Genomic DNA, 25226 nt, shown 5'->3' with positions numbered 1-25226 from the left:
ATGACGACTAGGACGCTTCTTCTATCCTCGGCCCTCTGCGCGGCGTCGCTCCACTTCGCGGCCGGGACCGCCCTTGCCCAGGACTGCACGGTGACCGTCGGCATGGTCATGGAGCTGACCGGTCCCGCCGGCCAGTACGGCCAGGCCGGCGCCAAGTCCGTCGACATGGCCTTCCGCGACCTCAACGAGGCCGGCGGCGTGAACGGCTGCAAGCTCGCGACCGAGACCCGCGACAGCCAGAGCCAGGGCAATGTCGCCGTCGACCAGGCCACCCAGCTCGTCAACGTCCAGAAGGTGCCGGTGCTGATCGGCGGCATCATCTCGTCGGTGTCGATCCCGATCCTCACCTCCGTGACGGCTTCCGCCGGAGTGCCGCAGGTCTCGCCGGCCTCCTCCTCCCCGACGCTGACCGAGCTCGCCCGCGAGGGCAAGACCAACGGTGTCTTCTTCCGCACCATCACCTCCGACGCCCTCCAGGGCACCGCGGCGGCGAAATACGCCATGGATCAGGGCCTCGACAAGCTGGCGATCGTCCACGTCAACAACGACTTCGGCGTCAACATGATGCGCGAGTTCCAGAAGGCCTACGAGTCGCTGGGCGGCAAGATCACCTCGGTGACGCCCTATAACGAGAAGCAGGCGAGCTACACCTCCGAAGCCACCGCGGCGATGGAAGGCGAGCCGGAGGGCCTCTACCTGATCAGCTACCCGGTCGACGGCGCGACCATCGCCCGCGCCTGGATCAGCCAGGGCGGCCCTGCGACGTTCCTCCTGAACGACGGCATGAATTCCACCGACTTCATCGAGGCCGTGGGCGCGCGCTATCTCGACAACGCCTATGGCACCTCGTCCGGCACCAGCCCGACCAAGTCCAGCCAGTATTTCTACGACAACTACGAAGCGTTCTCCGGCGGCATCAAGCCGGACGCTCCGGCGGCCGACCGCTCCTACGACGCGGGCGCGATCGTCGGCCTCGCCATCGCCAAGGCCGGCAAGGCCGAACCCGCGGCGATCAAGGCCGCGATCCCGGAGGTTGTCGATCCGAAGGGCGAGACGGTCTTCGCCGGGCCGGAGGAGTTCAAGAAGGCGCTGGCGCTGATCAAGGAAGGCAAGCCGATCCGCTACGAAGGCGTCATCGGCCCGGTCAACTTCGACCAGTATGGCGACATCACCGGCCCGTTCCGCCTGTGGAAGATCACCGACGGCGCGGTCGTCACCACCGGCGAGATGTCGGCGGACGACGTCACCGCGCTGAAGGACCAGCTGGGCCAGTGATGCGCTGATCGATCGTCGATTGGGGTCAGTGCCTTACATGAGGTTCATCACCTGACGGATCATCGGCTGGCCCGTCGCAGGCGGGGGCGCTTCGCATGTCGCGGAGCGCTCCCGGCTCGCCCCTCTCCAGACATGGCGCCCTATCCCTCCGGCGTCGTCAGCGGCACGCCGAGACGGGCGCGGCGGACGAGCCAGGGGCTGGGGCGGTAGCGCGGATCGCCGTAGAAATCGTGCATCGCCGCAAGGATCGCCAGGATCCGCTTCGGGCCGATGGCATCGCCGAAGGCCAGCGGGCCCTTGGGATAGCCGAGGCCCAGCGTGACGGCGGCGTCGATGTCCTCCGGCGCCGCCACCCGCTGCTGGGCCATCTCGCAGCCGAGATTGACGATGCTCGCCACGATCCGCTGCGCGACGAAACCGGGGCTGTCGTGGATCACCGACACCCCCGTTCCGTCCGCGGCCAGAAGCGCGTGGGCCTGGTCGCGGCAGGCCCGATCGCTGACGACGCCCGTCATCAGGGTACGCCTGCCCCTGCCGGCGAACAGCATGTCGACGGCGACCGTGCGGCACGGGTCGAGCCCCTCCTCCAGGGCGGCCATGCTGGCGTCCATGCCCCATGGCGCGACGAAGCACAGCGCATCGGCCGAGGGGGCCGCGCTCGCCTCGACCTCCGCCCCGGCGCTGGCGAGGATCTGCCGCAGCTCCTCGGACGCAGCCTCGTCGCGGCCGCTCACCCAGACCGGGCGCCGGGACGAGTCGGCAACCGGCAGCTGCGCCTCGTCCACCGGCTCGGCCTTGCCGCCTCGATAGACGTAGAAGCCCTCGCCGCTCTTGCGTCCAAGCAGCCCCGCCGCCTTGCGCTGGGCGCCGAGCGGCGACGGGCGAAAGCGCGGCTCCTCGTAATACTGCCGGTAAAGCGACTCGCTGACCGCCTGGGCGACGTCCATCCCGACGAGATCCATCAGCTGGAACGGCCCCATGTTGAAGCCTGCCGCCTCCACCATGACCCGGTCGACGTCGGCGAAGCCGCAGATGCCCTCGCCGACGATGCGCAGGCCCTCGGAGGTGAAGGCCCGTCCGGCGTGGTTGACCAGGAAGCCCGGCGTGTCGGTGGCGCGGGCCGGCCGGTGTCCCATCCGCCTCGCCAGTGCCTCGAGGCAGGCCACAGTGCCGGGCGCCGTGCGCGCGCCTGCGATCACCTCGACGACCCGCATCAGGGGAACCGGGTTGAAGAAGTGATAGCCGGCGACCCGCTCCGGCCGTTCGGCGGCGGCCGCAAAGCCGGTGACGGAGAGCGAGGAGGTGTTGGTGGCGAGGATGCAGTCCGGCCCGACCGCGGCCTCGAGGGCCTTCAGCACCCCGTGCTTGACCTCCATGCGCTCGACGACCGCCTCGATGACCAGGTCGCAGGACGCAAAGCCGCGATAGGCGTCGGCGTCGGAAAGGACGAGCGGCCGGACGCGTCGGGTCGCCGCTTCGGCCTCGGCCACGCTCATCCGGCCCTTCTCGACCTTGCGCTTCAGCATGTTCTCGACGAAGTCGCGGCCTGCCCGCCCGGCATCGGGCGCGACGTCGGCGAGGATCACGTCGACGCCGGCCTCCGCGGCGATCTGCGCGATGCCGCGTCCCATGGTGCCGGCCCCGACGATGCCGAGCGTCAGCGGCGCGGCGCGGTCGCCGAAAGCAGCGATACGATCATTCATGCGCATTGTTCCCTTGTTGGGGCCGCCTTGTTCGGCCCCCTGATCACGCCCCAGGACCGGGCCCCTCGACCGGGTCTCCCGACCCAGCCGTCGCGCGTCAGCGCCCGGTAAAGCTCGGCTTGCGCTTCTCGAGGAAGGCTCGCATGCCCTCCTTCTGGTCGGCCGTATCGAAGAGCAGCTGGAAGGCCTGCCGCTCCATCAGGAGTGCGGAATCCAGCGGCTGGTCCGCGCCGGCGAGCACCGTCTCCTTGATCTTGCGAGCGGCGATCGGCGGCATGGCGGCGATGGCGCGGGCGAGTTCCAGCGCCCGGTCCAGCGCGGTTCCATCCGGAACGACCTCGGAGACGAGCCCCATCGCCTCGGCCTCGGCCGCACCGAAGGGTTCGCCGGTCAGAAGGATCTTCATCGCCTTGAACTTGCCGACGGCCCGGGTCAGCCGCTGGGTGCCACCGGCGCCCGGCATGATGCCGACCTTGATCTCGGGCTGGCCGAACTTCGCGCTCTCGCTGGCGACGATGATGTCGGCATGCATGGCGAGTTCGGCCCCGCCGCCGAGCGCCCAGCCTTCCACCGCGGCGATCAGCGGCTTCGGGAAGCCCTTGATCGGCGCCCAGAGCCGTTCGAGCCCGCGCAGCATCATCTCCGACGCCGATGCCTCGGCCATCGCCTTGAGGTCGGCGCCCGCGGCGAACGCCTTGGGACCACCGGTGAGGACGACGGCCCTCACCTCTCCGTCGGCGGCGAGCGCGCCGAAATGGGCCGCCAGTTCCTCGCGCAGGTCCGCGGTCAGCGCGTTGCGCGTCTCGGGCCGGTTCATGCGCAGGAGCGCAACGCCATCCTCGTGTCGTTCGAGCTCCGTCGCGGCCATCGCCCGTCTCCCTCTCGCCCTGCGGCGCGCCGTCGTTGACACGGCTCGCCACGTTAGTCACTTTAAGCTTAAACTATATACCGACGACGGAAGCCCGCGCCACCCGTTCGCCGTTGTCTTCTGCCGCTGTGCTCCGCCTCGCTTCCCCTCCAACGTCGTCGGACCCCGCCCATGCAGGACCCCCACTGCCACTCCTCGAGCATCATGGTCGAGCGGCCGGCGGAGACCGCCTTCGAGATCATGGCCGACGGCCTCAGCCAGGGCCGCTGGACGCTCGGCAGCTATGAGCGCCGGGAGATCGAGCCCGGCCTCGTCGTCGGCACGTCGCTGTTCTCGGGCCGGCAGACCTATGTCCGCCTCAAGGTCGACCGCGACAGGCTGCTCGTCGACTACGACGTCGGCCCGAGCATCGACGCCCTGCGGTTCCGCAACATGTCGCGGGTCATCCCCGGGCCGGTCCTGAACATGGGCCCGGAGCAGTGCGTCGTCACGCTCCTGTCCTGGCGCCTCGCCGACCAGAGCGAGGCGGCCTGGATGCAGACCTCCACCTCCCACGAAGCCGAGATGTTCCTGATCAAGGGGCTTTTGGAGCGATGAGGATCTTCTGGCAGAGCTTCATCGACGCGACCGCGAGCCGTCCCTACATGGAGCGGCTTTCGGCCTATCTGAACGCCATCGCCGCCCCCGGCACCAGCGTCCATGTCGCCGGCATCTCGCCGCCCGACCGCGACTTCGGCCGGCTTGCCGAGATGCGCTGCGCGACGGTCGCCGTCGACAACGGCCTTCAGGCCGAGGAGGATGGGTTCGACGCCTACGTCATGGGCCATTTCCAGGATCCCGGCCTCTACGAGCTGCGCTCGGCGGTGCGGATTCCGGTGATCGGCGTCGGCGAGGCGACGCTCCACGCCGCAGCGCAGCTCGGCCGCAGGCTCGGCCTGGTGACCCTCGATCCGGTCTTCGAGGTCTGGCACCTGGAGCAGGCCGAGCGCTACGGGCTCGCCGACCGCATCCGCCACGTGACGGCGATGGCCTGCCGGCCGGAGGATTTCTCCGCGGCCTTCGCCGGAGACGAGACGGCCCGGCAGCGCATGCTCGCCGACTTCACCCGCTGCGCGACACCGCTCGTCGAAGCCGGCGCCGACGTGATCGTGCCGGCCGGCGTCCTGCCGGGGCTTCTGTGCGGCAGCGAGCATGGCTTCAAGGTCGGCCACGCCCCGGTGATCAACTGTGCCGCCATCGGCCTGAAGAGCGCCGAGATGTGGGTGCAGCTGCATCGCATGGACGGCATCGAGCCGAGCCGGGGCCCGAGCTTCGCGCTGGCGCCCGAGCGGGCCAAGGCGGACTTCCGCAGCCTCGTCGCCAGGGGCCGGCCCTGACGTCGTCCGTCTCGCGTGAGCCGGCCACCCGGCCTCACCGCACCTTGATGCCGGCCGCCTCGCGGTCGAAGGTCGTCGGCGTCACGCCGCGCTCGGACAGCTTGAACTTCTGCACCTTGCCGTTCTCGGTGGTCGGCAGCGCCTCGACGAAGTCCAGGTAACGCGGCACCGCATAGTAGGGCAGATTCGGCGCCGCAAAGCTGATGAGTTCGGCGGCACCGAGGCTGGCGCCGTCCTTCAGGACCACCGCGGCCATCACCTCGTCTTCGGCCAGATCCGAGCGGACCGGATAGGCCGCGGCCGCCGCGACGGCGGGATGGGCGGACAGCACCTGCTCGACCTCGAAGGAGGAAATGTTCTCCCCGCGCCGCCGGATGGCATCCTTCAGCCGGTCGACGAAGCGGAAGAAGCCGTCTGCGTCCCGCACCACCCGGTCGCCGGTATGAAACCAGAGGTTCCGCCAGGCTTCGACGGTCTTCTCGGCCATGCGGTAGTACCCGGTCGAAAAGGCGAAGGGCTCGTCCGCCCGCAGGACCAGCTCGCCCGCCTCTCCGTCCGCCACCTCGGTGTCGTCCGCGTCGACGACGCGGGCGGCAAAGCCGGGCCGGACCGTCCCCATTGTTCCGGGGCGTGCCTCGCCGGGCTTCGCCCCGATGACGAAGTTCGTCTCGGTGGAGCCGTAGCCCTCGACGAGACCGAAGCCGAAGCGCTCCTGGAAAGGCACGTGGAACTGCGCCGGGACGCCCGGACCGAGGGCGATGCGGACCTTGTGCGCCCGGTCGAGGGGTGTCGGTGGCCGCGACAGCAGCATCGGCGCCATTGCGCCGAGGAGATAGGTCACGGTCGCCTGGCTCTCGACCAGCGCCGGCCAGAGACCGGAGACGGAGAACCGCCTGCCGACGATCACCGTCGAGCCAGTCAGGAGCGCCTGGTAGACGGTGTTGAGCGCGTTGACGTGGAACAGCGGCAGCGTCGTGTAGAGCCGATCGCCGGCCTGGAGGGACAACAGGTCGGCGGTGTTGGCGCCCCACCAGAAGAGGTTGGCATGCGGGCAGCAGACGCCCTTCGACGGGCCGGTCGTCCCGGAGGTGTAGATGATCGCGGCCGTGTCGCCGGGCTTGACGGCGGCGGCCGGACGGGGATCACCGCCCCCCGGCCAGGCACGGAGATCGCAGCCCAAGTCCAGGCGCGGCGCCTCGTCCTTACCGCCGACGAGCCAGACCGTCTCGACCCCGACATCCCTGAGCGCGATGGTGTCGAGGGCGGGCAGGAAGGCCGCCTCGATGACCAGCAGCCTCGCACCGCAATTCTCCAGGATATGGCGCAGCTGCAGGCCGCGGGACGCGGTGTTGATCGGCACGGCGACCGCGCCGAGCCAGGCGCAGCCGAAGAACGCCTGGAGAAACTCGGCCCGGTTGGAGACGATCAGCGCCACCCGGTCGCCCGCCGCGACGCCCACAGCGGCGAGCGCGCCGGCATAGGTCGCCGCGATCCCGGTCGCTGCGTCGAAGGACCATGTCGGCCCGTCCGGAAAGCTGACGAACGCCGCCTTTCCATGGTGCGCCGCCTGGCGCTCCAGAAGCCGGGGAAGCGCCCGATCGGCGAAGGCAAAACGCTGTCCGAAGTCTGTCGCCGTCATCTGGAACCCTTTCCGCTGGCCGCGTCCCGCCGGCCTATTCGTCTGCGACGTAGCGCTCGATCTGCAGCCGCAGATCGTCCGGGATCGGCATGGCCTTCGGCTTTTCACCGGAGAGATCGCAATAGACGATGGTGTGCACCGCCTTCAGCACGGCATCGCCGTCGCCCTTCTCGGCCGCGATGCGCAGCGTGATCGAGCTGCGGCCGACCGCCTCGACGCGGAGGTCGAAGCGGATCCGGTCGCCGAGTTCGGCCGGGCCGACGAAGTCGACGTTGATCGACACCGCCGGGACGCCCTCCTTGCGATCGATGTGGATCTGCCGGAAGGTCGCGCCGCGCAGGCTGTCGAACCAGTCCTCGACCGTCCAGTTCACCATCTCGACGAGCCGCGGGAAGAAGGCGATGCCGGCCGGGTCGCAGTATCCGAAGCGGAGCTTGTAGACCGACCGGAAGACCTCGCCGCCGGCCGAATGCCCGGCCTCGCCGCTTTCCCCCGACATCACTCGGCCGCCTTGCGCTGGTCCTGGGCCTCGGCTTCGAGGTCATGGGGCCGCGGCCTCGCCTTGCGCTTCAGCTCGATCTCCTGCTCGCGCTTCCTGGAAAGCTCGCGATGCGCCTGGTCGCGGCCGGAGAGATATTGCTTCGGCCAATGCTGGTTGCGCGTGTCGTACCAGGCGGAAGCCTCGCGGGTGAAATACGGGTTCCACATGTGCGGGCGACCGAGCGCCACGAGGTCGGCGCGGCGGGTGTGGAGGATGGTGTTGACCTGCGCCGGCTCGGTGATCGCACCGACGGCCATGACGGCCAGCTTCGGCACGTTGCGAATGGCTTCGGCGAACTGGACCTGAAACATGCGCCCGTAGACCGGCTTCTGCTCGGCGACGGTCTGGCCGGCGGACACGTCGATCAGGTCGCAGCCGGCCGCCGCGAAGGCCTCGGCGATGGCGAAGGTGTCTGCCTCGCTGATGCCGTCCTCCGCCCAGTCCGACGCCGAGACGCGGACCGACATCGGTTTCTCGCTCGGCCAGACCGCCCGCATCGCCTCGAACACCTCGAGCGGATAGCGCAGGCGGTTCTCGATCGACCCGCCATAGGCGTCGGTCCGCTTGTTGGTCAGCGGCGACAGGAAGGAGGCCAGCAGATAGCCGTGGGCGCAGTGGAGCTCGATCATGTCGAAGCCGGCCCGCTCGGCCCGCTCGGTCGCCTGGACGAAATCCGCCGTGATGCGGTCCATGTCGGCCCGGTCCATGGCCTTCGGCTGCTGGCTGACGCCGTCATGATAGGCGAGCGGCGAAGCCGAGTAGAGCGGCCAGTTCAGCGCCTTCTCCTCGAGCGGCATGTCCATCTTCTGCCAGCCGAGCTGGGTCGATCCCTTGCGCCCGGCATGGCCGAGCTGCAGCACCATCTTCGTCGCCGAATGCGCGTGGACGAAGCTGGTGATGCGCTTGAACTGGGCCTCGTGCTCGTCGGTCCACAGGCCCGGACAGCCCGGCGTGATGCGGGCGTCTGCCGAGGGACAGGTCATCTCGATGAACACCATGCCGGCCCCGCCGAGAGCGTGGGAGGTGTAGTGGACGAAGTGCCAGTCGGTGAGGTTGCCGTTCTCGTCGGCGGAATACTGCGCCATCGGCGACATCACGACCCGGTTCGCGACCTCCATGTCGCGCAGCCGGAACTTCGTGAACATCGGCGTCGGCCGGCTCTTGCGATAGTCCTCGCCGGTCTCGGCCAGGACGCGCTCGTAGAAGGCCGTATCGACCTTCTCGACGAAGGCCGGATCGCGCACGATCAGATTGTCGTAGGTGATCGATTTCGCCCGGCACATGACGACCATGGCGAACTGCTCGGGATCCATGTCCCAGGAGCGGTTCATGTGCTCGAACCAGGCCAGCGAGACGTCGGCATTGTGCTGGATGATCTGGCAGGGCGTCCGGCGTTCGTCCTCATAGGCCTTGAAGGCCGCCTCGGCGCTCGTCTCTCCATGCGCCAGCACCGAATCCGACAGCGAGATCGCGCATTCCATCGCCAGCTTGGTGCCGGACCCGATCGAATAATGCGCCGAGGCCTTGGCATCGCCGAGGAGGACGATGTTGTCGTGCCACCACTTGTTGCAGAAGATGCGCGGGAACTGCCGCCAGTTCGAGCGGTTGAGCAGCAGCGGATGGCCCTGCAGCTCTTCTTCGTAGAGCGTCTCGAGGACCGCCTTCGACTGCTCCTCGTCCATGCCGTCGAAGCCGTGGCCGCGCCAGCAGGCGTCGTCCATCTCGAAGATCCAGGTCGAGCGCCCCTCTTCATACTGGTAGGTATGGGCGCAGATGATGCCGTGCTCGGTCTCCCGGAAGAAGTAGTTGAACTCGTCCATCGGACGGGACGAGCCCATCCAGCAGAAGCGGTTCGACTTGATCTGCACTTCCGGCTGGAAACTCTCGCGGAATGCCTCGCGGATGCGGGAATTGACGCCGTCGGAGGCGACGACGATGTCGCTGCCCGCGAACGTCGTCGCGATCTCCTCGGGCGGGATCGTGACGCCGAAATGCAGCTCGATGCCCTCTTCCCGGCAGCGCTGCTGCAGGATCTGGAGCAGCTTCTTGCGCGAAATGCCGGCAAAGCCGTTGCCGGCGCAGCGCATCTCCCGGCCCTGCTTGTGGACGGCGACGTCGTCCCAATAGGCGAACTCGCCCCGGATCCTGTCGAAGGACTTGCGGTCGCGCGACAGGAACTCGTGCAGCGTCTCGTCCGAAAACACGACGCCGAAGCCGAAGGTGTCGTCCGCCTGGTTCTGCTCGTAGATGGCGATCTGCCACTCCGGCCGCGCCTTCTTGGTCAGGAGCGCGAAGTAGAGCCCGCCGGGTCCGCCGCCGATCACCGTGATGCGCATCGCATGAGCCTCCAGTCGAGGATTCGGGAATGATTTATTTTAGGATTAAACTATTTTCAGGGACGCGGTGCAAGGGCGAAGCGCCACGCGGCAAGGCGCCGCAGCCATGGCGAAGAGCCGCGTGGACCGCCTTCGCGGCAGACACGCGGCGCTCCATTCCGGCCAGGTCAGCGACGGCCCGGCACCAGCGCGAGAACCCGCAACGGACTGCCGGAGCCGTGGCGGATCTTCAGCGGTGCGGCGAAGACCAGCGCGCCGCGGGCCGGCAGCCGGTCGAGATTGGCGAGGCACTGCAGGCCGTAGCGGCCCGCCCCGTGCAGGATGAAATGCGCCGGATAGGGTGGGTCGAGATGGCCGCCCTGCCCCGCATCCGTCCCGACGGTCTCCGTGCCGAAGCCGAGGATGTCGCGCTCCTCGACCAGGAAGCGCACCGCGTCGGCGTCGGGGCCGGGCGAATGGGCGCCGTCCTCGCGAAGGTTCAGGTAGCGGTCGGTGCCGGCATGCTTCGACCAGTCGGTGCGAAGGAGCACCCAGCTGCGAGGCGGGATCGCGCCATGCTCGGCTTCCCAGGCCTCGACATGCCGGCGGGTCAGAAGGAAGTCCTCGTCCGCGGCGCTCTCTGCCGAAACGTCGAGCACCACGGCAGGCGCCACCAGCGTCTGCGGGTCGAGGGCGTCGACGGTGGCGTTGGGCAGGTTGCGGCCCGAGATCCAGTGCGCCGGGGCGTCGAAATGGGTGCCGGCGTGCTCGCTGACGGTGATGGTGTTCCAGTACCAGCCGGGTCCGCGCGCGTCGTAGCGCGAGACCTCCTCCATCCGGAAGGGCTGGCACTGGCCGAACTCCGGCGGCAGGACGATCACCGGGAACTCCGGCGTCAGCGTGTGGGTGAGGTCGACGATCGCGACGTCGCCCGACGCCAGGCTCGATGCCAGTCGGGCGAGCAGCTCGACTGCATTTCCGGGACTGTCCGTCACGATCCGAGCTCCCGCTCCAGCGTCTTGGCATCCTCGGCGAAACGCGCCGCGACATCCGCCGCGACGTCGCCGACGAAGCTCTCCTCGATCCCCTCCTGAAGCGCCCTGACGACAGCGCTCGCGATCTGCCGGGGCGCGACCTTCGGCGGCGGCACGCTCTGGTGCCAGTCGTCCTCCACCGGTCCGGTGAAGACGGAGAGGACGCGTACGCCGCCCGGCCGCAGTTCGGCGCGCAGGCATTGCAGCATGGAGAGCCGTGCGGCCGCGGTGGCCGAGTGCACGCCGAAGCCCGGCCAGTTCGCCAGCGCATGCACCGGCAGGACGTCGGCGAAGGCGACGGCCGAGCTCGTCCCGTCGGCGCCGCGCCCGCGCATCGCCGGGCCGAAGCTTGCGGCAAGCCGCTGCAGGCCGAAGACGTTGAGCTCGAACGAGACCCGGGCGGTGGCAAGGCCTGGACCGTCGATCAGCCCGCCCGGCCGGACATGGTCGGCGGTGTTGACGATGATGTCCGTCTTGCCGCCGATCTCGCCGGCGAGCGTTTCCACCGAGCTCGTGTCGGTGAGATCGAGCGGCACGATCTGGACGCGCTCCATGGCTTCCAGTTTCTCGCGGCCGGCGAAGGGCTTGAAGGGATCGGCGATGCCGGCAAAGACCAGACTCGCCTCGGCCTTCACCAGCGCCTCCACCACCGCCTGCCCCGTCGGCGTCCTCGCATCGGTGACGAGCACGCGGCGGAACTTCGGGCTCGCCGTCAGTTCGCGCAGTTCGGGATCGTCGGCCATCGGCGCGCTCCATGTGGTCGGCAGCGCCATCATCACCGCATTGCCGCTCCTGTCGAGTTTCAGCACCATCCGCACGGGGCCGGGCACCGCCACGTCGCGGTGGAGATGGGTGACCACGGACGGCCCGCAGTCGAGCCGCACGAGGCCCACCCGCCAGGGCGTGCGCTCGCGAAAATAGAGGTCGGTCGTGGTGCGGATCGTCGTCTCGGCGATCGCCTCGCCGGCATCCGGCACCGGTTCCACGGCGAGATCGACCGAGAGGCAGGCGGCGCAGGCGTCGCGGGGCGGATAGGCGACGGTGCCGCAGTTCCTGCAGCGCTGCAGCGCGAAGACGCCGCGCGCCGCGGCGCCGACGAGGCCGAGGGCGGCGCGGCTGCGCTCTTGCGGCGGAAGCTGCGGCGGGCGGGTCGGCGCCTGGGGATCCTTCCTCGGCGGCGGACGCAGCGGCTCGCTCATGGCGCGTCGCCTTCGAGGATCACGGCGCCGGAGCAGAGGCCCCGGTCGTAATTGATCATGCCGAAGCCCGAAACAAGCGCGCGCCGCGCATCCGGAACGGGCCGGCTGAGCGACTGGCCGGTCACCTGGCGCAGGGCCTCGACGAGGCCGAGATAGCCACCCGCGGCGCCGGCCTGGCCGGCCGAGAGCTGGCCGCCGGAGGTGTTGTGGGGAAAGCTGCCGTCGTTGGTGAAGGTGTGGCTGCGCACGAAGTCCGGCCCCTCGCCCTTCCGGCAGAAGCCGAGATCCTCGAACTGCATCATCACGATCACCGGATAGTCGTCATAGGTCTCGACGAGGTCGAGCGCGTCCGGCGAAATGCCGGCCACCGCGTAGAGTTCGTCGATGTCCATCGCCCAGCCGCCGCGAAACTGGACCGGGTCGTCCGGGAAGGCGTTGTGCCGCTCGATGGTCGCCAGCGGCCGCGCGAAGGCGAGATCGAGGTCGCGGGCGATGTCGACGGTGGTGACGAGGAAGGCCTCGGCTCCGGCGCAGGGCATCACGCAGTCGAAGAGGTGGATCGGATCGGCTATCGGCCGTGCCTCCAGATAGGCGTCGAGGGTGAGCGGCTTCTTCATGATCGCGTGGGGATAGGTCAGGGCGTTGTCGCGCTGGGCGACGCAGAGCTTGCCGAAGTCCTCGCGGGTCGCGCCGTAGCTGCGCATGTAGTGGTCGGTGAGAAGCGCGAAGGAGCCGTTCGGCCCGCCATAGCCATAGGGGTAGCTCGCATCCTGGGCGAAGCGCGAGAAGGACGACAGCAGCTTGCGGAAGCTGTCCACCTCGTTGGCGTCCCCGGCGACACAGGCGACGATGCTGGCGTCTCCCGCCTCGACGGCCCGCGCCGCCCGGCGCAGCGCGACGACGGCGCTCGCGCCGCCCATCGGGACGGCATCGAGCCAGCGCGGGCTGAGGCCCAGATGCTGGGTGAGGCCGACGGCGCTATCGGGGGCAAGCGAGAAGCTCGAGACCGACAGCCCGTCGAAGTCGCGATGGGAAAGGCCCGCCCGTCCGGCGAGTTCGCAGAGCGCGCGCGCGATCCACCAATGCGCCGTCTTCGTCGCGTAGCGCTCGTAGGGGATCGTCACCGGCACGCAGACCGCGACGTCCTCGTAGCCCCGCCGGGCCTTGCGCCGGATCCGCTTCATCAGACCGACCGCTTCTTCATGGCGCGGGTGTCGATCGCCTCGCCTCCGGCCATGATCCGCGCGACATCCTGCTTCAGCGCACCGCGCTGGATCTTCTCCGTCGAGGTCAGGGGCAGCGCCGAAACGAAGGCGACATAGCCCGGCGCCTTGTAGTATGCGAGCCGCGACAGGGCGTGGCGGACGATCTCCGCAGCAAGCTGCCGTGCCGCCTGCGCGTCGGCGATCCTTTCACGGGCGACGACGAGAGCCGCGACCTCGTCGCCGCGGATGGGATCGGGCGTCGCGGCGACGGCGACCTGCGCCACGGCCGGATGCTCGCCGATGACGCTCTCCACCTCGACCGCGGAGATGTTCTCGCCCGAGCGGCGAATGACGTTCTTCTTGCGGTCGACGAAATGCAGCTGGCCGTCGGCATCGCGGCTGACGACGTCGCCGGTGTGGAACCAGCCGCCCTCCCAGGCGGCATCGGTCGCTTCGGGATCCTTGAGGTAGGCGCGGAAGAAGCCGCGCCTCGGATCCTCGCCCGCCGCGCGCACCAGCAATTCGCCGGGCTCGCCGATCCCGGCCTCGGCCCCGTCGTCGCGGCGGATCGCCACCTCGACGGCCGGCGCCGGCCGGCCGAAGCAGCTCGTGCCGATCTTGCGGGGCTCCTCGTTGGCGATCACCACCGCGCCGGCGCCCGTCTCGGTCATCGCCCAGGCCTCCAGCAGCGGAAAGCCGAAGCGCTCCTCGAAGGGTCCGTGCAGCGTCGAGGGCACGCCCGCCCCGAAGCCGAAGCGCACAGGATGATCGCGATCGGCCGGCGACGGCTCGGCGGTCATCAGCATCGCCGGCATCACACCCAGATAGTGGATGACGCTCGCCTCGAAGGCGCGCACGCTCGACCACCAGCTCCTCGGATGGAACCGGTCGAGAACGGCGATCGCGCCGCCGACGGTCACCATCGCCATCACCGAATAGGCGAGAGCGTTCATGTGGAACAGCGGCAGCGGCGTCAGCATTCGCTCGGGCGGATCGGTGCGAAGCGAACAGAGGCCGCCGATCCCCGCATACCAGTCGCCGGCGCCGAGGAAATAGGCGTTGGTCAGGACGCAGCCCTTCGGCCGCCCGGTGGTGCCGGAGGTGTAGAGCAGCGCGCATTCGCTCTCATGTGGGAGCGTCGCCGTGACGCATGGGCGCGGCGCGACCGGACAGTCCGCATCCGGAGCAACCACGTCGATGGAAGAACCGATGGCGTCGCCGGCCCGTTCGAGGTCACCGATCCGCTCTTCGAGCGAAACGGCCAGGCTGATTGCGGAATGGCCGATGAGATATTCGAGCTCGGCCGCGCGAAGGTCCGGATTGATCGGCACGATCGAGGCCCCGAGCCCGTTCAGCGCGAACCAGTGGACCAGGAAATCCGGCCGGTTGCGGAGCAGGAGGCCGATCCGGTGGCCCGGCCCGTAGCCGGCCGCCCGATAGACGTCGCGGCGGCTGCGCACGCGCGCCAGCATGTCGCCATAGGCGATCTCCTCGGCGGCGATCCCGTAGGCCGCCGCCGTCTCGGGCAGCACCACCAGGAAAGGACGCCCGGGAAACCGGTTCGCCGTCGCCTCGAACCTTGCGAAGACGGTGCCGCCCGCCTCGCCTGCCGGGTCCATCGTCATGATCCCGCTCACACGGATAGCTGAAGATTGCCGCAGGGCGCGTCGAAATCGGCGAGGTCCGGAGCTTCGGCCCGGGGGTGAAACGCCACTCGCCCGGCCGCCGGAAAGCGTCGTCCGCGGCGGCGAAGCCGAGCCGATCCTCGCCCTGCTTCTCCTCGTCCTGCGTCTGGCCGAGAAGTCGCGCCTCGCGGCGGACCGGCGACGCGGCGGCACGTCTCGAGCCGGGCGATGCCCCGCTCGCCATGGACTTCGCCATGGACCGGGCGCACCGGCGCCCTCACGGCTTGCGGATCTGTGGCGTGGCGCGGCATGGCGGCACTCTCCGTTCGCAGGATCGAAACGGGTGGCGGTCGGGCTGCGATTGAATGCTTTAATCTTAAAACATACAAGCCCCAAAATGCGCGACCGTCATCCTCTCGCACTGCCGCAATTCCTCCCGCTCTGCACAAAAAATATGCGCCGGCGAAAATGCCTAGGAACCCCCCTTGGCAAAGCCCCGCACTTGGTCCTTTAATGGTGAAATAATTTTAAGCCTAAAGCAGTCTGGCTGCGTTGCCAGCGGCATGCGGCCCGGTCGATGGGCGACCTTGTGCCAGCGCCCCGATGTCCAATCCGCACCTTGGGAAGCGATCGGATGACCATGAACACCACGAGACGAGACATCCTCAAGCTGGCGGGCACGGGCATCGTGCTGGCGAGCTTCCTGAAGGGCGCGAGCGCCAGCGCCGCCGATGCCGACACGGTGACGATCGCCTACAACGTCAATCTTCCGGCATGGGACCCGACCGTCGGCCCCTCCGCGGTCAACCCGACCATCCAGGCCATCTACCGGTCGGTCTTCGACCAGTATGTCGGCCAGAAGCCGGACCTGTCCTTCGAGCCTGGCCTCCTGACCGGCTGGGGCTGGAACGACGACAAGACCAAGGTCTGGATGGAGGTCCGCGAGGGAGTGAGCTGGCACGACGGCTCGCCCTTCACCGCGCAGGACGTCGTCTGGTCGCTGGAGCGCGCCGGCGACCCCGCCACCGGCAATCCGATCCAGTTCGTCTGGTCGACCATCGGCAACTTCACGATCGACGGCAACCGCATCGAGGCGGACGTGAAATCCTACGAGCCGACGCTGTTCAAGTGGATGGCGTTCCTCACCGGCTACGTCATGCCGAAGGCCTATTTCGAGAAGGTCGGCGCGGAAGGCTTCGAGCGCGCGCCGATCGGCACCGGCCCCTACAAGGTCGACGAGTTCCAGTCGAACGGCTTCCTGCGGCTGAAGGCCAACGAGACCTACTGGGGCGGCAAGCCGGCCTTCGACACGGTGATCTTCAAGTTCGTGCCCGATGCGTCGAGCCGCGTCGCCGAGATCGAGAGCGGCGGCTCGGACGTCACCCTCGAGATCCCCTACGAGGAATACGACCGGCTGACCAAGGGCGGCGGCTTCTCCGGGACGGCGGAGCCGATCTCCGACATCGGCATGATCTTCATCAACGACGTCGAGCCGCTGCTCGACAAGAACGTGCGCCTCGCCGCCCATCACGCCATCAACAAGCAGGCGATCATCGACCGTCTGCTCTCCGGCTACGGCGTCCCGATCGCCACGTTGGAAGCCCCTGAATATCTCGCCTACGACCCGTCCATCACGGTCGCCTACGATCCCGACATGGCGATGAAGCTCCTCGCCGACAGCGGCTTCTCGCCGGACAATCCGGTCAAGGTGACGATCCAGACCACCCGCGGGTTCAAGCCCAAGGATTACGAGATGATCCAGGCGATCGTCGGCATGTGGCGCAAGGTCGGCATCGAGGCGGAGATCGAGGTCTACGAGATCGCCAAGCACTACGAGCTGCGCGCCAACGATCAGCTGGCGCCCTTCGCCTTCTACAACTGGGGCAACGCCATCGGCGATCCGGCGACGTCGACGGGCTTCGCCATGTTCGGCCCCTCGCCCCATTCGGTCTGGGACACCGACGACCTCGATGCCGAGATCGGCCCGCTCTGGAACGAGAAGGACGAGGACAAGCGCATTGCCGGCTGGAAGGCCGTCAGCCGCACCATCGCCGACAACGGCTACGTCATCCCGCTCCTGCAATATGTCCAGCCGATCGTCTTCCGCGACGGCCTGTCGGTGGTGCCGAACGGGTCCGGCGCCCTGCAGGCGACGCTGGTCGCACCTGCCAGGGCTTGAGCGGCACGATCGAACCCCGCCAGGAAGAACGGTCGAGCTGACGACGCCCATGCTCTCCTCCCGCGCCCTTCGGCAGATCGTCTTCGCCATCGTCACGCTGTTCGGCGTCGCGGCGGTGTCGTTCGTCCTGCTGCGGGTCGTGCCCGGCGATCCCATCGCGATGATGATCGCGCCGGGGGCGAGCACCGAGGACATCGCCCGGCTCCGGGCGGCCTACGGCCTCGACAAGGGCCTTTTCGCCCAGTTCGTCATCTGGCTCGGCCATGCCCTCACCGGCGACTTCGGAACCTCGATCTCCATGCGCCAGGACGTGGTGCATCTGATCGCCGGCCGGCTGCCGGCGACCATCGAGCTGACGCTGACGGCGCTCGTCATCGGGCTCGTCCTGGGGATCGGCGCCGCCGTCGCCTCGACCCTCGGGACCCGGCGGCTGGTCGGCAGCACCGTCGACAACGCCAACGGCATTCTCCTCGCGGTGCCGGACTTCGTCTGGGCGCTCGCCTTCGTCCTCCTGTTCGGCGTCGCCTGGCCCATCCTGCCGATCTCCGGGCGTGTCGACCCGCGCCTGCCGATCGATTTTGCGACCTCCTTCCTTCTGATCGAAGGCCTGCTCCGCCTGCGCCTCGACATCGCCGGCGACGTCCTCGCCCACATGATCATGCCGGCCATGGCCCTCGCGCTGCCGCTGGCGGCGGTGATCCTGCGGGTGCTGAAGGGCGCGCTGGAGAGCGAGGCGCTCCAGGACTACGCGCTGCTCGCCCGCATCCGCGGCGCCTCGCGCCTGCGGGTGACGCTCCGCGAGACGCTGCGCAACGCCATGATCCCGACGCTGGCGCTCACCGGGGTGCAATTCACCTTCCTGTTCGGCGGCACGGTGATCGTCGAGCGGATCTTCGCCTATCCCGGCATCGGCAACCTCGCCATCGATGCGGTGATCAACCGCGACCTGCCGCTGGTCCAGGGGCTGATCCTGACCTTCGGGCTGATCTTCATCCTGATCAACCTTGCCGTCGAGGCGAGTTTCGCCCTCCTCAATCCGAGGCTGCGGCATGGTTGAGCGGGCCCTCCCCGAAGTCCCCCGGCTCGGCGGCTCGGTGGCCCGCCGGGGCATGCCGTCCTGGCTGAAGAGCCTTCGCCGCGAGCCGCGGGTCGCCATCGCGGGCGGCTATCTCCTGCTGTTGCTTCTCGCCGCGATCTTCGCGCCGCTGATCTCGCCCCACGATCCGCTGGAGCAGGATCTGATGCTCAACACGCTGCCGCCGGCCTGGAGCGCGGGCGCCGAGCCCGGCTACCTGCTCGGCACCGACAGCCTCGGGCGCGACATCGCCTCCCGGCTGATCCACGGCGCCCGCGTCGCCCTCACCGTGGCGATCGTCGCGGCGCTGGCCGCCGGTGCCTTCGGCACGGTGCTGGGCCTTCTCGCGGGCTATTTCGGCGGCTGGGTCGACGCGGTCGTCTCGCGGCTGATCGACATCTGGATGGCGTTCCCGCCCGTCCTCCTGTCGATCCTCCTCGTCGCGATGATCGGGACCGGCCTCTCCTCCGTCATCCTCGCCATCGTGATCATCGACTGGACGCGGTTCTGCCGCGTCGTGCGCTCCGAGACGCTCCAACAGACCCGGATGGACTACGTCGATGCCGCCGTCGTCCTCGGCCGCAGCCGCTGGACGATCCTGACGCGGGAGGTGCTGCCGAACGTCCTGCCCGTCGTCCTGGTACTCCTCAGCCTGGAAATGGGCATCGCCGTGATCGTCGAGGCGGTGCTGTCCTTCGTCGGGCTGTCCGTCTCCTCCGACATGCCGACCTGGGGCGGCATGATCGCCGAGGGGCGGCAGATCATCTATCACGGCTGGTGGGTCATGGTGTTTCCGCTCGCCCTGCTCGTCCTGACGGTGCTCGCCTTCAACCAGCTCGGCGACGGTCTGCGCCGGCTGACCGACCCGGTGATGCGGCGATGAGCCCGGCGCTGCTCTCGATCGCCGGCCTGTCGGCACGGTTGAAGCGGCCGCCGCACGCGCCGCTCCTGCGCTCGGTCGATCTCGAGGTGGCTCCCGGCGAGGTCCATGGCCTCGTCGGCGAGAGCGGCGCCGGCAAGTCGACGATCGGCAAGGCGATCCTCGGCATCCTGCCCGGCGCGATCGAGCTTGCCGGCGGCACGATCCGGTTCTGCGGCGAGGACCTCCTCGCCATGCCGGCCCGCCGGCGGCGGGAGATCCTCGGCTCGCAGATCGCCCTCATCCCGCAGGATCCGATGACCTCGCTCAACCCGTCGCGGCGGATCGGCGACCAGCTGACCGACGGGCTGCGGCTGAAGCGCGGGCTGAAGGGCAAGGCGCTCGAGGACAAGGCTTTGTCGCTGCTGCAGGACGTCCAGATCAACGATCCGCAAGCGGTGCTCCGGCGCTATCCGCACGAGCTGTCGGGCGGCATGCGCCAGCGCATTCTGATCGCCGCGGCCTTCTCGCTGGACCCCAGGCTGATCATCGCCGACGAGCCGACGACGGCCCTCGACGTGACGGTCCAGAAGGAAGTGCTGCGGCTGATCCGGGCCATGCAGGCGAGCCACGGCACCGGCGTCCTTTTCGTCACCCACGACCTCGGCGTCGTCGCCCAGATCTGCGACCGGGTGACGGTGCTCTATGGCGGCATGATCGTCGAACAGGGCGCGACGGCCGACGTCCTGGCCGCCCCGTCGCACCCCTATACGGCGGCCCTGATGGCAGCGAGCCCGCGGCACGACCGGGCCGGTAGCGGCATGCAGCCGATCCCCGCCGGCCTCACCGCGGCGCTCCAGGGCGAGCTCGCCCGCCATGGGCTGGAGCGAGCGACCTATGCTTGACCCGCAAGCTCCCATCCTGGTCGAGGCCGACGGCGTCGAACTCGAACTGCCGGACATGAACGCGGCCCGTGCCTTCGGGCGGCGACCGCTGACGCGCATCCTGCATCCGGTCTCCCTTTCGATCCGCCGGGGCGAGATCGTCGGCATCGTCGGCGAATCCGGGTCCGGCAAGAGTTCGCTGGGCCGCGTCCTGCTTCGCCTGCACCAGCCGACGGCCGGCCGGCTCGCCTTCGACGGCGTCGACATCACCCATGCCTCGCAGGACACGCTGCGCCCGCTGCGCCGGCGCATGCAGATGATCTTCCAGGATCCGCAGTCGTCCCTCAATCCGCGCCGGCGCATCCGGTCGATCGTCGCGGCCGGCCTGGCGCTGGACGCCGGGCACCGGGGCGAGAGCCGCGACGGCGAACTCGTGCGCCTGATGGGTGCCGTCGGGCTCGATCCCGCCCTCCTCGATCGCTTCCCGCACGAACTGTCCGGGGGCCAGCGCCAAAGGGTCGGAATCGCCCGGGCGATCGCCACCCGGCCGGACTTCGTCCTCGCCGACGAGATCGTCTCCGGCCTCGACGTCTCGACGCAGGCCCAGGTGCTGGCGCTGCTGCGGCGGCTCGCCGGCGAGCTTCACCTCGCCCTCGCCTTCATCAGCCACGACCTCTCGGTGATCCGCAACCTCTGCGACCGGGTGGTCGTCATGCGCGCCGGCCGGATCGTCGAGGAGGGATCCTGCGCGGCGCTGTTCGACAACCCGCAGGCGGACTACACGCGCCGGCTCCTCGACGCGATCCCGCCCCTCGTGCCCGACCCGCACTGGCTGGGACGACCGCCCCCCGGGGCGGCACCGACGGTGCGAGCCGCCGGATGAACAACGCCGGCGGCCTCCACGGCCGCCGACGAGCCACGCTCCCGAGACAAAAGTCCATCGAAGCGAAAGGGAATCCTTCATGCGAACTGCCCTGAGACTTGCCCTCGCCTGCGGCCTTTTGGCCCTTTCGGTCGGCGCCAGCCGCGCCGACGAGGTCACCCTCAACGCGGCGCACTTCACGCCTGCGCAGAACTCCTTTGCCCAGAGCTTCCTGAAGTTCGTCGACAAGCTCAACGCCGCCGGCAAGGGCGTGGTGCAGATCAAGGTGCGCGGCGGGCCGGAGGTCATCCCGCCCGGCCAGCTGGGTCTCGCCCAGAAGAACGGCCTGATCGACATGATCAACGCACCGGCCGGCCAGTATCTGGAGATCGTGCCGGAGGGCGAGGCGTTCTCCGCCTCGACAAAACTTCCCCAGGAGATCCGCGAGAACGGCGGCTGGGACCTGATGCAGAAGATCTTCGGCGAGAAGGGCAATGCCCATCTCCTCGCCCATGTCGACGCCGGAACCGGCTTCAACATCTTCACCGTCGACGAGCCGACCCGCTCGGAGGACGGCAGCATGGAATGGAGCAGCCTGAAGATCCGCTCCTCGCCACTCTACCGGCAGTTCTTCGAGACGCTGGGCATGACGGTGATCGTGCTGCCGCCGGGCGAGGTCTACACGTCGCTGGAGCGCGGCGTGATCAACGCCAACGCCTATCCGGTCTTCGGCTACAAGTCCTTCGGCTGGGACAAGTTCACCAAGTGGCGGGTCGATCCGAGCTTCTTCCAGACCGACGTCCTGATCTCGATGAACAAGAGCAAGTGGGACTCCCTGTCGCCCGAGGCGCAGAAGATCCTGACGGACGTCGCGATCGCACACGAGCAGGAGAGCCTCGAGGCGATCCGGACCGAGAACCAGCGCCAGGCCGACGAGATGGTCGCCGAGGGTCAGAAGGTCTTCGAACTCGAGGGCAAGGGCCGCGAGGAGTTCCTCGCCAAGGCCGCCAAGGCGAGCTGGGACCGGATGGAGACCCGCGACCCGACCTACGTTCCCGAGCTGCGCAAGCACTTCCAGAACTGAGACCCCAGCAAGACGGCACCGCCGGCGCTCTTTCCGCGCGCCGGCGGCACGATGGAGCACACCCCGGGCATGCAGAACTTCTTCAAGGTCGTCGGCTGGGCGAGCTTCGCCCTCGCCACGCTGGTCAAGCTGATGCTGGCCGCGATCGTGGTCGAGGTCGTCGCCGACGTCGTCCTGCGCAACCTCAACTACCGGCCGATCGCCTGGGGCGTCTCGGCGACGGAGTACGGCCTGCTCTACGCCGCCTTCCTGCCGATGCCGTGGCTCGTCCGGATCAAGGGACACGTCTTCGTCGAGTTCCTCAGGCGCGCGCTGCCGGCGGGCGGCCGGGTCGTCCTCGAAAAGCTCGTCTATGCCCTGTGCATCGGCCTGTGCCTGTACCTCACCTACTTCGCCTTCGCCTCGGCCCTGGAGGCGCTGAACACCGGCGCCTACGAGACCAAGACCTTCGACATGCCGAAATGGCTGATCTTCCTGCCGATCGCCATCGGCTTCTTCCTCTCGGCGCTGGAATGGCTGCGATACCTGGTCGGCCACGACAGTCTCTACAATGTCGACCCGCTCGAGCGCGAAGGGCTTTAGACCATGGACTGGCTGTTTCCCTTCGCCCTGATGGTCGGCCTGATCCTGTTCTTCATGGGTCTGGGCCTGCCCGTCGCATTCGCCTTCTTCCTCGTCAACATCATCGGCCTGTTCCTGTTCTTCGGCGGGTCGGCCGGCGTCACCCAGATGATCGCGAACTTCTCCGACGCGATCGCCAGCTACTCGCTGGCACCGCTCCCGCTGTTCCTGATCATGGGCAGCCTGTTCTTCCGCTCCGGCCTCGGCGACGGCGTCATGCACGCCCTCGACCTGTGCATCGGCAACCTGCGGGCCCGCCTGTCCTACGTCGTCCTCGCCGGCGGCGCGGTGTTCTCGGCGCTGTCGGGATCGAGCCTTGCCAATACCGGCATGATGGGATCGCTGATGGTCCCCGAGATGCTGAAGCGGAACTACAAGCCGAAGATGGCCTACGGGCCGATCCTCGGCGCCGGCAGCCTGGCGGTGATCATCCCGCCGTCCTCGCTCGGCGTCCTGCTCGGCTCGCTCGCCAACATCAATGTCGGCGCGCTGCTCATCGCCGGCGTCCTGCCGGGCCTCCTGCTGACGGTGATCTTCGCGCTCCTGATCTACGTCCAGACCCGCATCGATCCGGACTGCGCGCCGCTCTATCCGGTCGACGACATCGGCTTCGCCGCGAAAGCAAAGGCGGTCGCCATCAACATCGTGCCGATGGGCGTCATCATCTTCCTGGTGGTCGGGACGATCCTGCTCGGCATCGCGACGCCGACGGAATCGGCCGCTCTTGGCTGCGCGGGCGTCTTCGGGCTGCTCTTCGCCTATCGCCGGTTCAGCTGGGCCTCCGTCTGGGCGGCCCTCGACGATGCGATGAAGGTCACCGCCATGACCTTCCTGATCATCTCCGCCTCGACGACCTTCGCCCAGGTCTTCGCCTTCTCCGGCGCGAGCTTCGGCTTCATCTCCTTCGTCACCGGCTTCGACCCCGGCCCCTACACCTTCCTCGCGATCATGGTGCTGGTGATCCTGATCCTCGGCATGTTCATGGACCAGGTGTCGATGATGCTGATCACCCTGCCGATCTTCCTGCCGATCGCCAACCACTTCGGCTTCGATCTCGTCTGGTTCGCGCTCATCCTGCTGCTCGCCTACGAGGTCGGCTTCACGACACCGCCCTTCGGCCTCCTGCTGTTCGTGATGATCGGCGTCGCGCCGCCGGGCACCACCTTGAAGACCGTCGCGCTGGCGGTGGCCCCCTACATGGTCTGCACGTTGCTCCTGATCGTCCTGATCATCGTGTTCCCGAGCCTCGCGCTGTTCCTGCCCAGTCTGTTGTGAGGCCGCCCGTGCGATTTTCCTATCTGGTCTTCTTCACCTCGGACGATGCGGCCTGCCGGGTCTCAGACGACGACCGCGGCAGCGTCCGCACGCTCCTTGCCGCGGTGCCCGGTCTGGAGCGCGCGCGGCTCTACACCCCCGAGACCGCATCGGACCTCTACAACGACGACGGACATCCGCCCGCCTTCGGCATCCAGCTCTATTTCGGGGAACTTGCCGATCTGGAGGCGGCGATCGGCAGCGGCGGCGTCCTGCGGCCGCTCGCCGAGCCCGGCGCCCTGCCGAGCCTTGCCGGGGCAGAGGCGACGCAGCAGGCGATGGCGGTGCGCAGCTTCGCCGTTCCCGAGCCGGCGCCGCCGACGCCGACGGCCTGCAGCTACGTCGTCCATTATCCGGGGCCGGCGATGGACACCAACGCCTGGCTGTCCCACTACATCGCCCACCACCCGCCGATCATGCGGCGGTTCCCGGGCGTGCGGGAGCTAGAGATCCTGACCCGGATCGACTGGATCGACGCGATGCCCTGGCGCCGCGTCCAGCACCTCCAGCGCAACCGCATCCTGTTCGACAGCCCGTCCGCGCTGGAAGCCGCGCTCCACTCGCCGGTCCGCCACGAGATGCGGGCCGACTTCTCCGAGTTCCCGCCCTATGAGGGCGGCAACCTCCACTATCCGATGGCGACGGAAGATGTTCCCGCCCCAGCCGCAGAATGACGATCCGGGCGCAGGAAACCGGCCGCAATCCTGTTCCCGTCGCGCCTCCTCGCGCGGGTGCTATTCGTCGGCCTTGTCGAGCACCAGACGGGGAAACTGGGCCAGCGTCACGGTCCAGCGGTCGAAGAGATCGCCGAGCCGCTCCCTCGTCAGGTCGATCGACGAGGCGTTGAGTTCGACCACCGGCATCCCGGTCTCGGTGAGATAGGACTTGTTGTAGGCGCCGGTCGCGTTCCAGCGGTTGATGAGGTCGAGGCCGATCCCCGCGCCGTCCCAGATCGCGTAGAAATTCAGCGTCAGGCAGTCGGTGTTCCTGCTGCAGTCGAGGAAGAACAGCTGGTAGGCCGTGCCGTTGATGTCACCGGTGATCACCGGATCGCCGGTCTCCGTCTTCGTCAGCTCCGCCTCTCCATAGCCCTGCGCCACGTCCAGGATCGCCGCCAGGTCGTTGCGGCCGATGGCGTTCTCCGCCGGCCCCGCCTCGGCCGCGAGGGCCACTGGGACCGGCAGGGCCGCGAGAAGGGCCAGGGATGTGGCGGTTGCGCGCAGTAGCTGCGCCGGACGGTCGAGCATATCGGATTCCATGTCGTCGATGTGTCACCGGAGGCTGCGGCCCCGCCGCGGCCAAAGCAAGACGCGGAGCCCGCCGCGGGCAGATTCGTAAGCCCCCGTGGCGGTTCTGCACCGCAGCAACCGTTGCGCCCCAGATCTTGCGTCCCGCTGCGGAAGACCGGCGAGACGTGACGTCATCCTGTCGCAAAAGCCCTCGATGTGCCCCCAGTCCGCCCCCGTGCCGACTGCGACAGCAACGTCATCGACGCAGCAACTTTTTGCGTCTGCCCCGACTGGCGCCCGCACTTGCTCATATCGTCGGCCCCGGTCTTCGACCGGCGC

The 25226-nt window shown here is 68.6% G+C and carries 22 protein-coding genes; 12 read left to right on the top strand and 10 right to left on the bottom strand.

The genetic code is table 11. The features are described from left to right. Entirely contained in the window at positions 1–1275 is a 1275-nt protein-coding gene (locus tag ATO4_RS06820) for an ABC transporter substrate-binding protein (protein WP_083590678.1), read from the top strand. Positions 1276–1415: 140 nt separating this feature from the next. On the opposite strand, the gene ATO4_RS06815 is transcribed toward ATO4_RS06820, so the two are convergent. After that, positions 1416–2978 (bottom strand): 3-hydroxyacyl-CoA dehydrogenase, encoded by a 1563-nt coding sequence (locus tag ATO4_RS06815; RefSeq protein WP_083590677.1) that lies wholly within the window; start codon positions 2976–2978, stop codon positions 1416–1418. A gap of 97 nt (positions 2979–3075) precedes the next feature. Continuing rightward, positions 3076–3846, bottom strand: a complete 771-nt coding sequence (locus ATO4_RS06810; protein WP_083590676.1) for an enoyl-CoA hydratase-related protein — start codon at positions 3844–3846, stop codon at positions 3076–3078. A 171-nt stretch (positions 3847–4017) separates the two neighbouring features. Here ATO4_RS06810 and ATO4_RS06805 point away from each other — a divergent pair, with 171 nt between their 5' ends. Both ATO4_RS06805 and ATO4_RS06800 read left to right on the top strand, forming a co-directional pair. Continuing rightward, a complete protein-coding gene (locus ATO4_RS06805) occupies positions 4018–4443 on the top strand; it encodes a hypothetical protein (RefSeq protein WP_083590675.1) in 426 nt (141 codons plus the stop codon). Next, the gene (locus tag ATO4_RS06800; protein ID WP_083590674.1) at positions 4440–5222 is read left to right on the top strand and encodes an aspartate/glutamate racemase family protein; all 783 of its coding nucleotides are present in this window, start codon (positions 4440–4442) and stop codon (positions 5220–5222) included. The genes ATO4_RS06805 and ATO4_RS06800 overlap by 4 nt, the downstream gene beginning before the upstream one ends. 34 nt (positions 5223–5256) lie before the next feature. Here the strand turns inward: ATO4_RS06800 and ATO4_RS06795 are convergent, their stop codons facing one another. The 7 genes from ATO4_RS06795 to ATO4_RS06765 all read right to left on the bottom strand — a co-directional run bounded on the left by ATO4_RS06795 (position 5257) and on the right by ATO4_RS06765 (position 14780). Beyond that, positions 5257–6861: an ATP-dependent acyl-CoA ligase gene (locus tag ATO4_RS06795; protein WP_083590673.1), complete on the bottom strand. Its 1605-nt coding sequence runs from the start codon at positions 6859–6861 to the stop codon at positions 5257–5259. A gap of 34 nt (positions 6862–6895) precedes the next feature. Continuing rightward, positions 6896–7360: an acyl-CoA thioesterase gene (locus tag ATO4_RS06790; protein ID WP_083590672.1), complete on the bottom strand. Its 465-nt coding sequence runs from the start codon at positions 7358–7360 to the stop codon at positions 6896–6898. After that, positions 7360–9738: an FAD-dependent monooxygenase gene (locus tag ATO4_RS06785; protein WP_083590671.1), complete on the bottom strand. Its 2379-nt coding sequence runs from the start codon at positions 9736–9738 to the stop codon at positions 7360–7362. Before ATO4_RS06785 ends, ATO4_RS06790 begins: the two co-directional genes overlap by 1 nt. Positions 9739–9905: 167 nt before the next feature. Continuing rightward, positions 9906–10712 carry a cyclase family protein gene (locus tag ATO4_RS06780; protein WP_083590670.1) on the bottom strand — a complete coding sequence of 269 codons (807 nt, stop codon included), beginning with the start codon at positions 10710–10712 and terminating at the stop codon, positions 9906–9908. Continuing rightward, entirely contained in the window at positions 10709–11950 is a 1242-nt protein-coding gene (locus tag ATO4_RS06775) for an SDR family NAD(P)-dependent oxidoreductase (protein ID WP_083590669.1), read from the bottom strand. The genes ATO4_RS06780 and ATO4_RS06775 overlap by 4 nt, the downstream gene beginning before the upstream one ends. Beyond that, entirely contained in the window at positions 11947–13134 is a 1188-nt protein-coding gene (locus ATO4_RS06770) for a thiolase family protein (RefSeq protein WP_083590668.1), read from the bottom strand. Before ATO4_RS06770 ends, ATO4_RS06775 begins: the two co-directional genes overlap by 4 nt. Continuing rightward, complete coding sequence (locus ATO4_RS06765) at positions 13134–14780, bottom strand: AMP-binding protein (RefSeq protein WP_083590667.1); 1647 nt, start codon at positions 14778–14780, stop codon at positions 13134–13136. Before ATO4_RS06765 ends, ATO4_RS06770 begins: the two co-directional genes overlap by 1 nt. A 634-nt stretch (positions 14781–15414) precedes the next feature. On the opposite strand from ATO4_RS06765, the gene ATO4_RS06760 reads away from it, so the two are divergent. The 9 genes from ATO4_RS06760 to ATO4_RS06720 all read left to right on the top strand — a co-directional run bounded on the left by ATO4_RS06760 (position 15415) and on the right by ATO4_RS06720 (position 24332). Beyond that, the gene (locus ATO4_RS06760) at positions 15415–16959 is read left to right on the top strand and encodes an ABC transporter substrate-binding protein (protein ID WP_083590666.1); all 1545 of its coding nucleotides are present in this window, start codon (positions 15415–15417) and stop codon (positions 16957–16959) included. A gap of 49 nt (positions 16960–17008) precedes the next feature. Next, entirely contained in the window at positions 17009–18016 is a 1008-nt protein-coding gene (locus ATO4_RS06755; protein ID WP_083590665.1) for an ABC transporter permease, read from the top strand. Between the two features lie 52 nt (positions 18017–18068). Then, the gene (locus tag ATO4_RS06750; protein WP_139802296.1) at positions 18069–18917 is read left to right on the top strand and encodes an ABC transporter permease; all 849 of its coding nucleotides are present in this window, start codon (positions 18069–18071) and stop codon (positions 18915–18917) included. Next, positions 18914–19798 carry an ABC transporter ATP-binding protein gene (locus tag ATO4_RS06745; protein ID WP_083590663.1) on the top strand — a complete coding sequence of 295 codons (885 nt, stop codon included), beginning with the start codon at positions 18914–18916 and terminating at the stop codon, positions 19796–19798. The genes ATO4_RS06750 and ATO4_RS06745 overlap by 4 nt, the downstream gene beginning before the upstream one ends. Next, positions 19791–20660, top strand: a complete 870-nt coding sequence (locus ATO4_RS06740) for an ABC transporter ATP-binding protein (protein ID WP_083590662.1) — start codon at positions 19791–19793, stop codon at positions 20658–20660. Before ATO4_RS06745 ends, ATO4_RS06740 begins: the two co-directional genes overlap by 8 nt. Positions 20661–20739: 79 nt before the next feature. After that, the gene (gene dctP, locus ATO4_RS06735) at positions 20740–21723 is read left to right on the top strand and encodes a TRAP transporter substrate-binding protein DctP (protein WP_083590661.1); all 984 of its coding nucleotides are present in this window, start codon (positions 20740–20742) and stop codon (positions 21721–21723) included. A 69-nt stretch (positions 21724–21792) separates the two neighbouring features. Continuing rightward, positions 21793–22305: a TRAP transporter small permease gene (locus ATO4_RS06730; RefSeq protein WP_176222885.1), complete on the top strand. Its 513-nt coding sequence runs from the start codon at positions 21793–21795 to the stop codon at positions 22303–22305. Between the two features lie 3 nt (positions 22306–22308). Further along, complete coding sequence (locus tag ATO4_RS06725; protein WP_083590659.1) at positions 22309–23619, top strand: TRAP transporter large permease subunit; 1311 nt, start codon at positions 22309–22311, stop codon at positions 23617–23619. An 8-nt stretch (positions 23620–23627) separates the two neighbouring features. Further along, positions 23628–24332: a hypothetical protein gene (locus ATO4_RS06720; RefSeq protein WP_083590720.1), complete on the top strand. Its 705-nt coding sequence runs from the start codon at positions 23628–23630 to the stop codon at positions 24330–24332. A gap of 60 nt (positions 24333–24392) precedes the next feature. Here ATO4_RS06720 and ATO4_RS06715 read toward each other — a convergent pair whose 3' ends face one another. Further along, positions 24393–24905: a YbjN domain-containing protein gene (locus ATO4_RS06715; RefSeq protein WP_176222884.1), complete on the bottom strand. Its 513-nt coding sequence runs from the start codon at positions 24903–24905 to the stop codon at positions 24393–24395. Positions 24906–25226: the final 321 nt, after the last annotated feature.

The organism is Aurantimonas sp. 22II-16-19i (assembly GCF_002088275.1).
Taxonomy (GTDB): Bacteria; Pseudomonadota; Alphaproteobacteria; order Rhizobiales; family Rhizobiaceae; genus Jiella.
The sequence above is the reverse complement of the archived record's forward strand: the minus strand, read 5'-3'. Positions and strand labels throughout refer to the sequence as shown.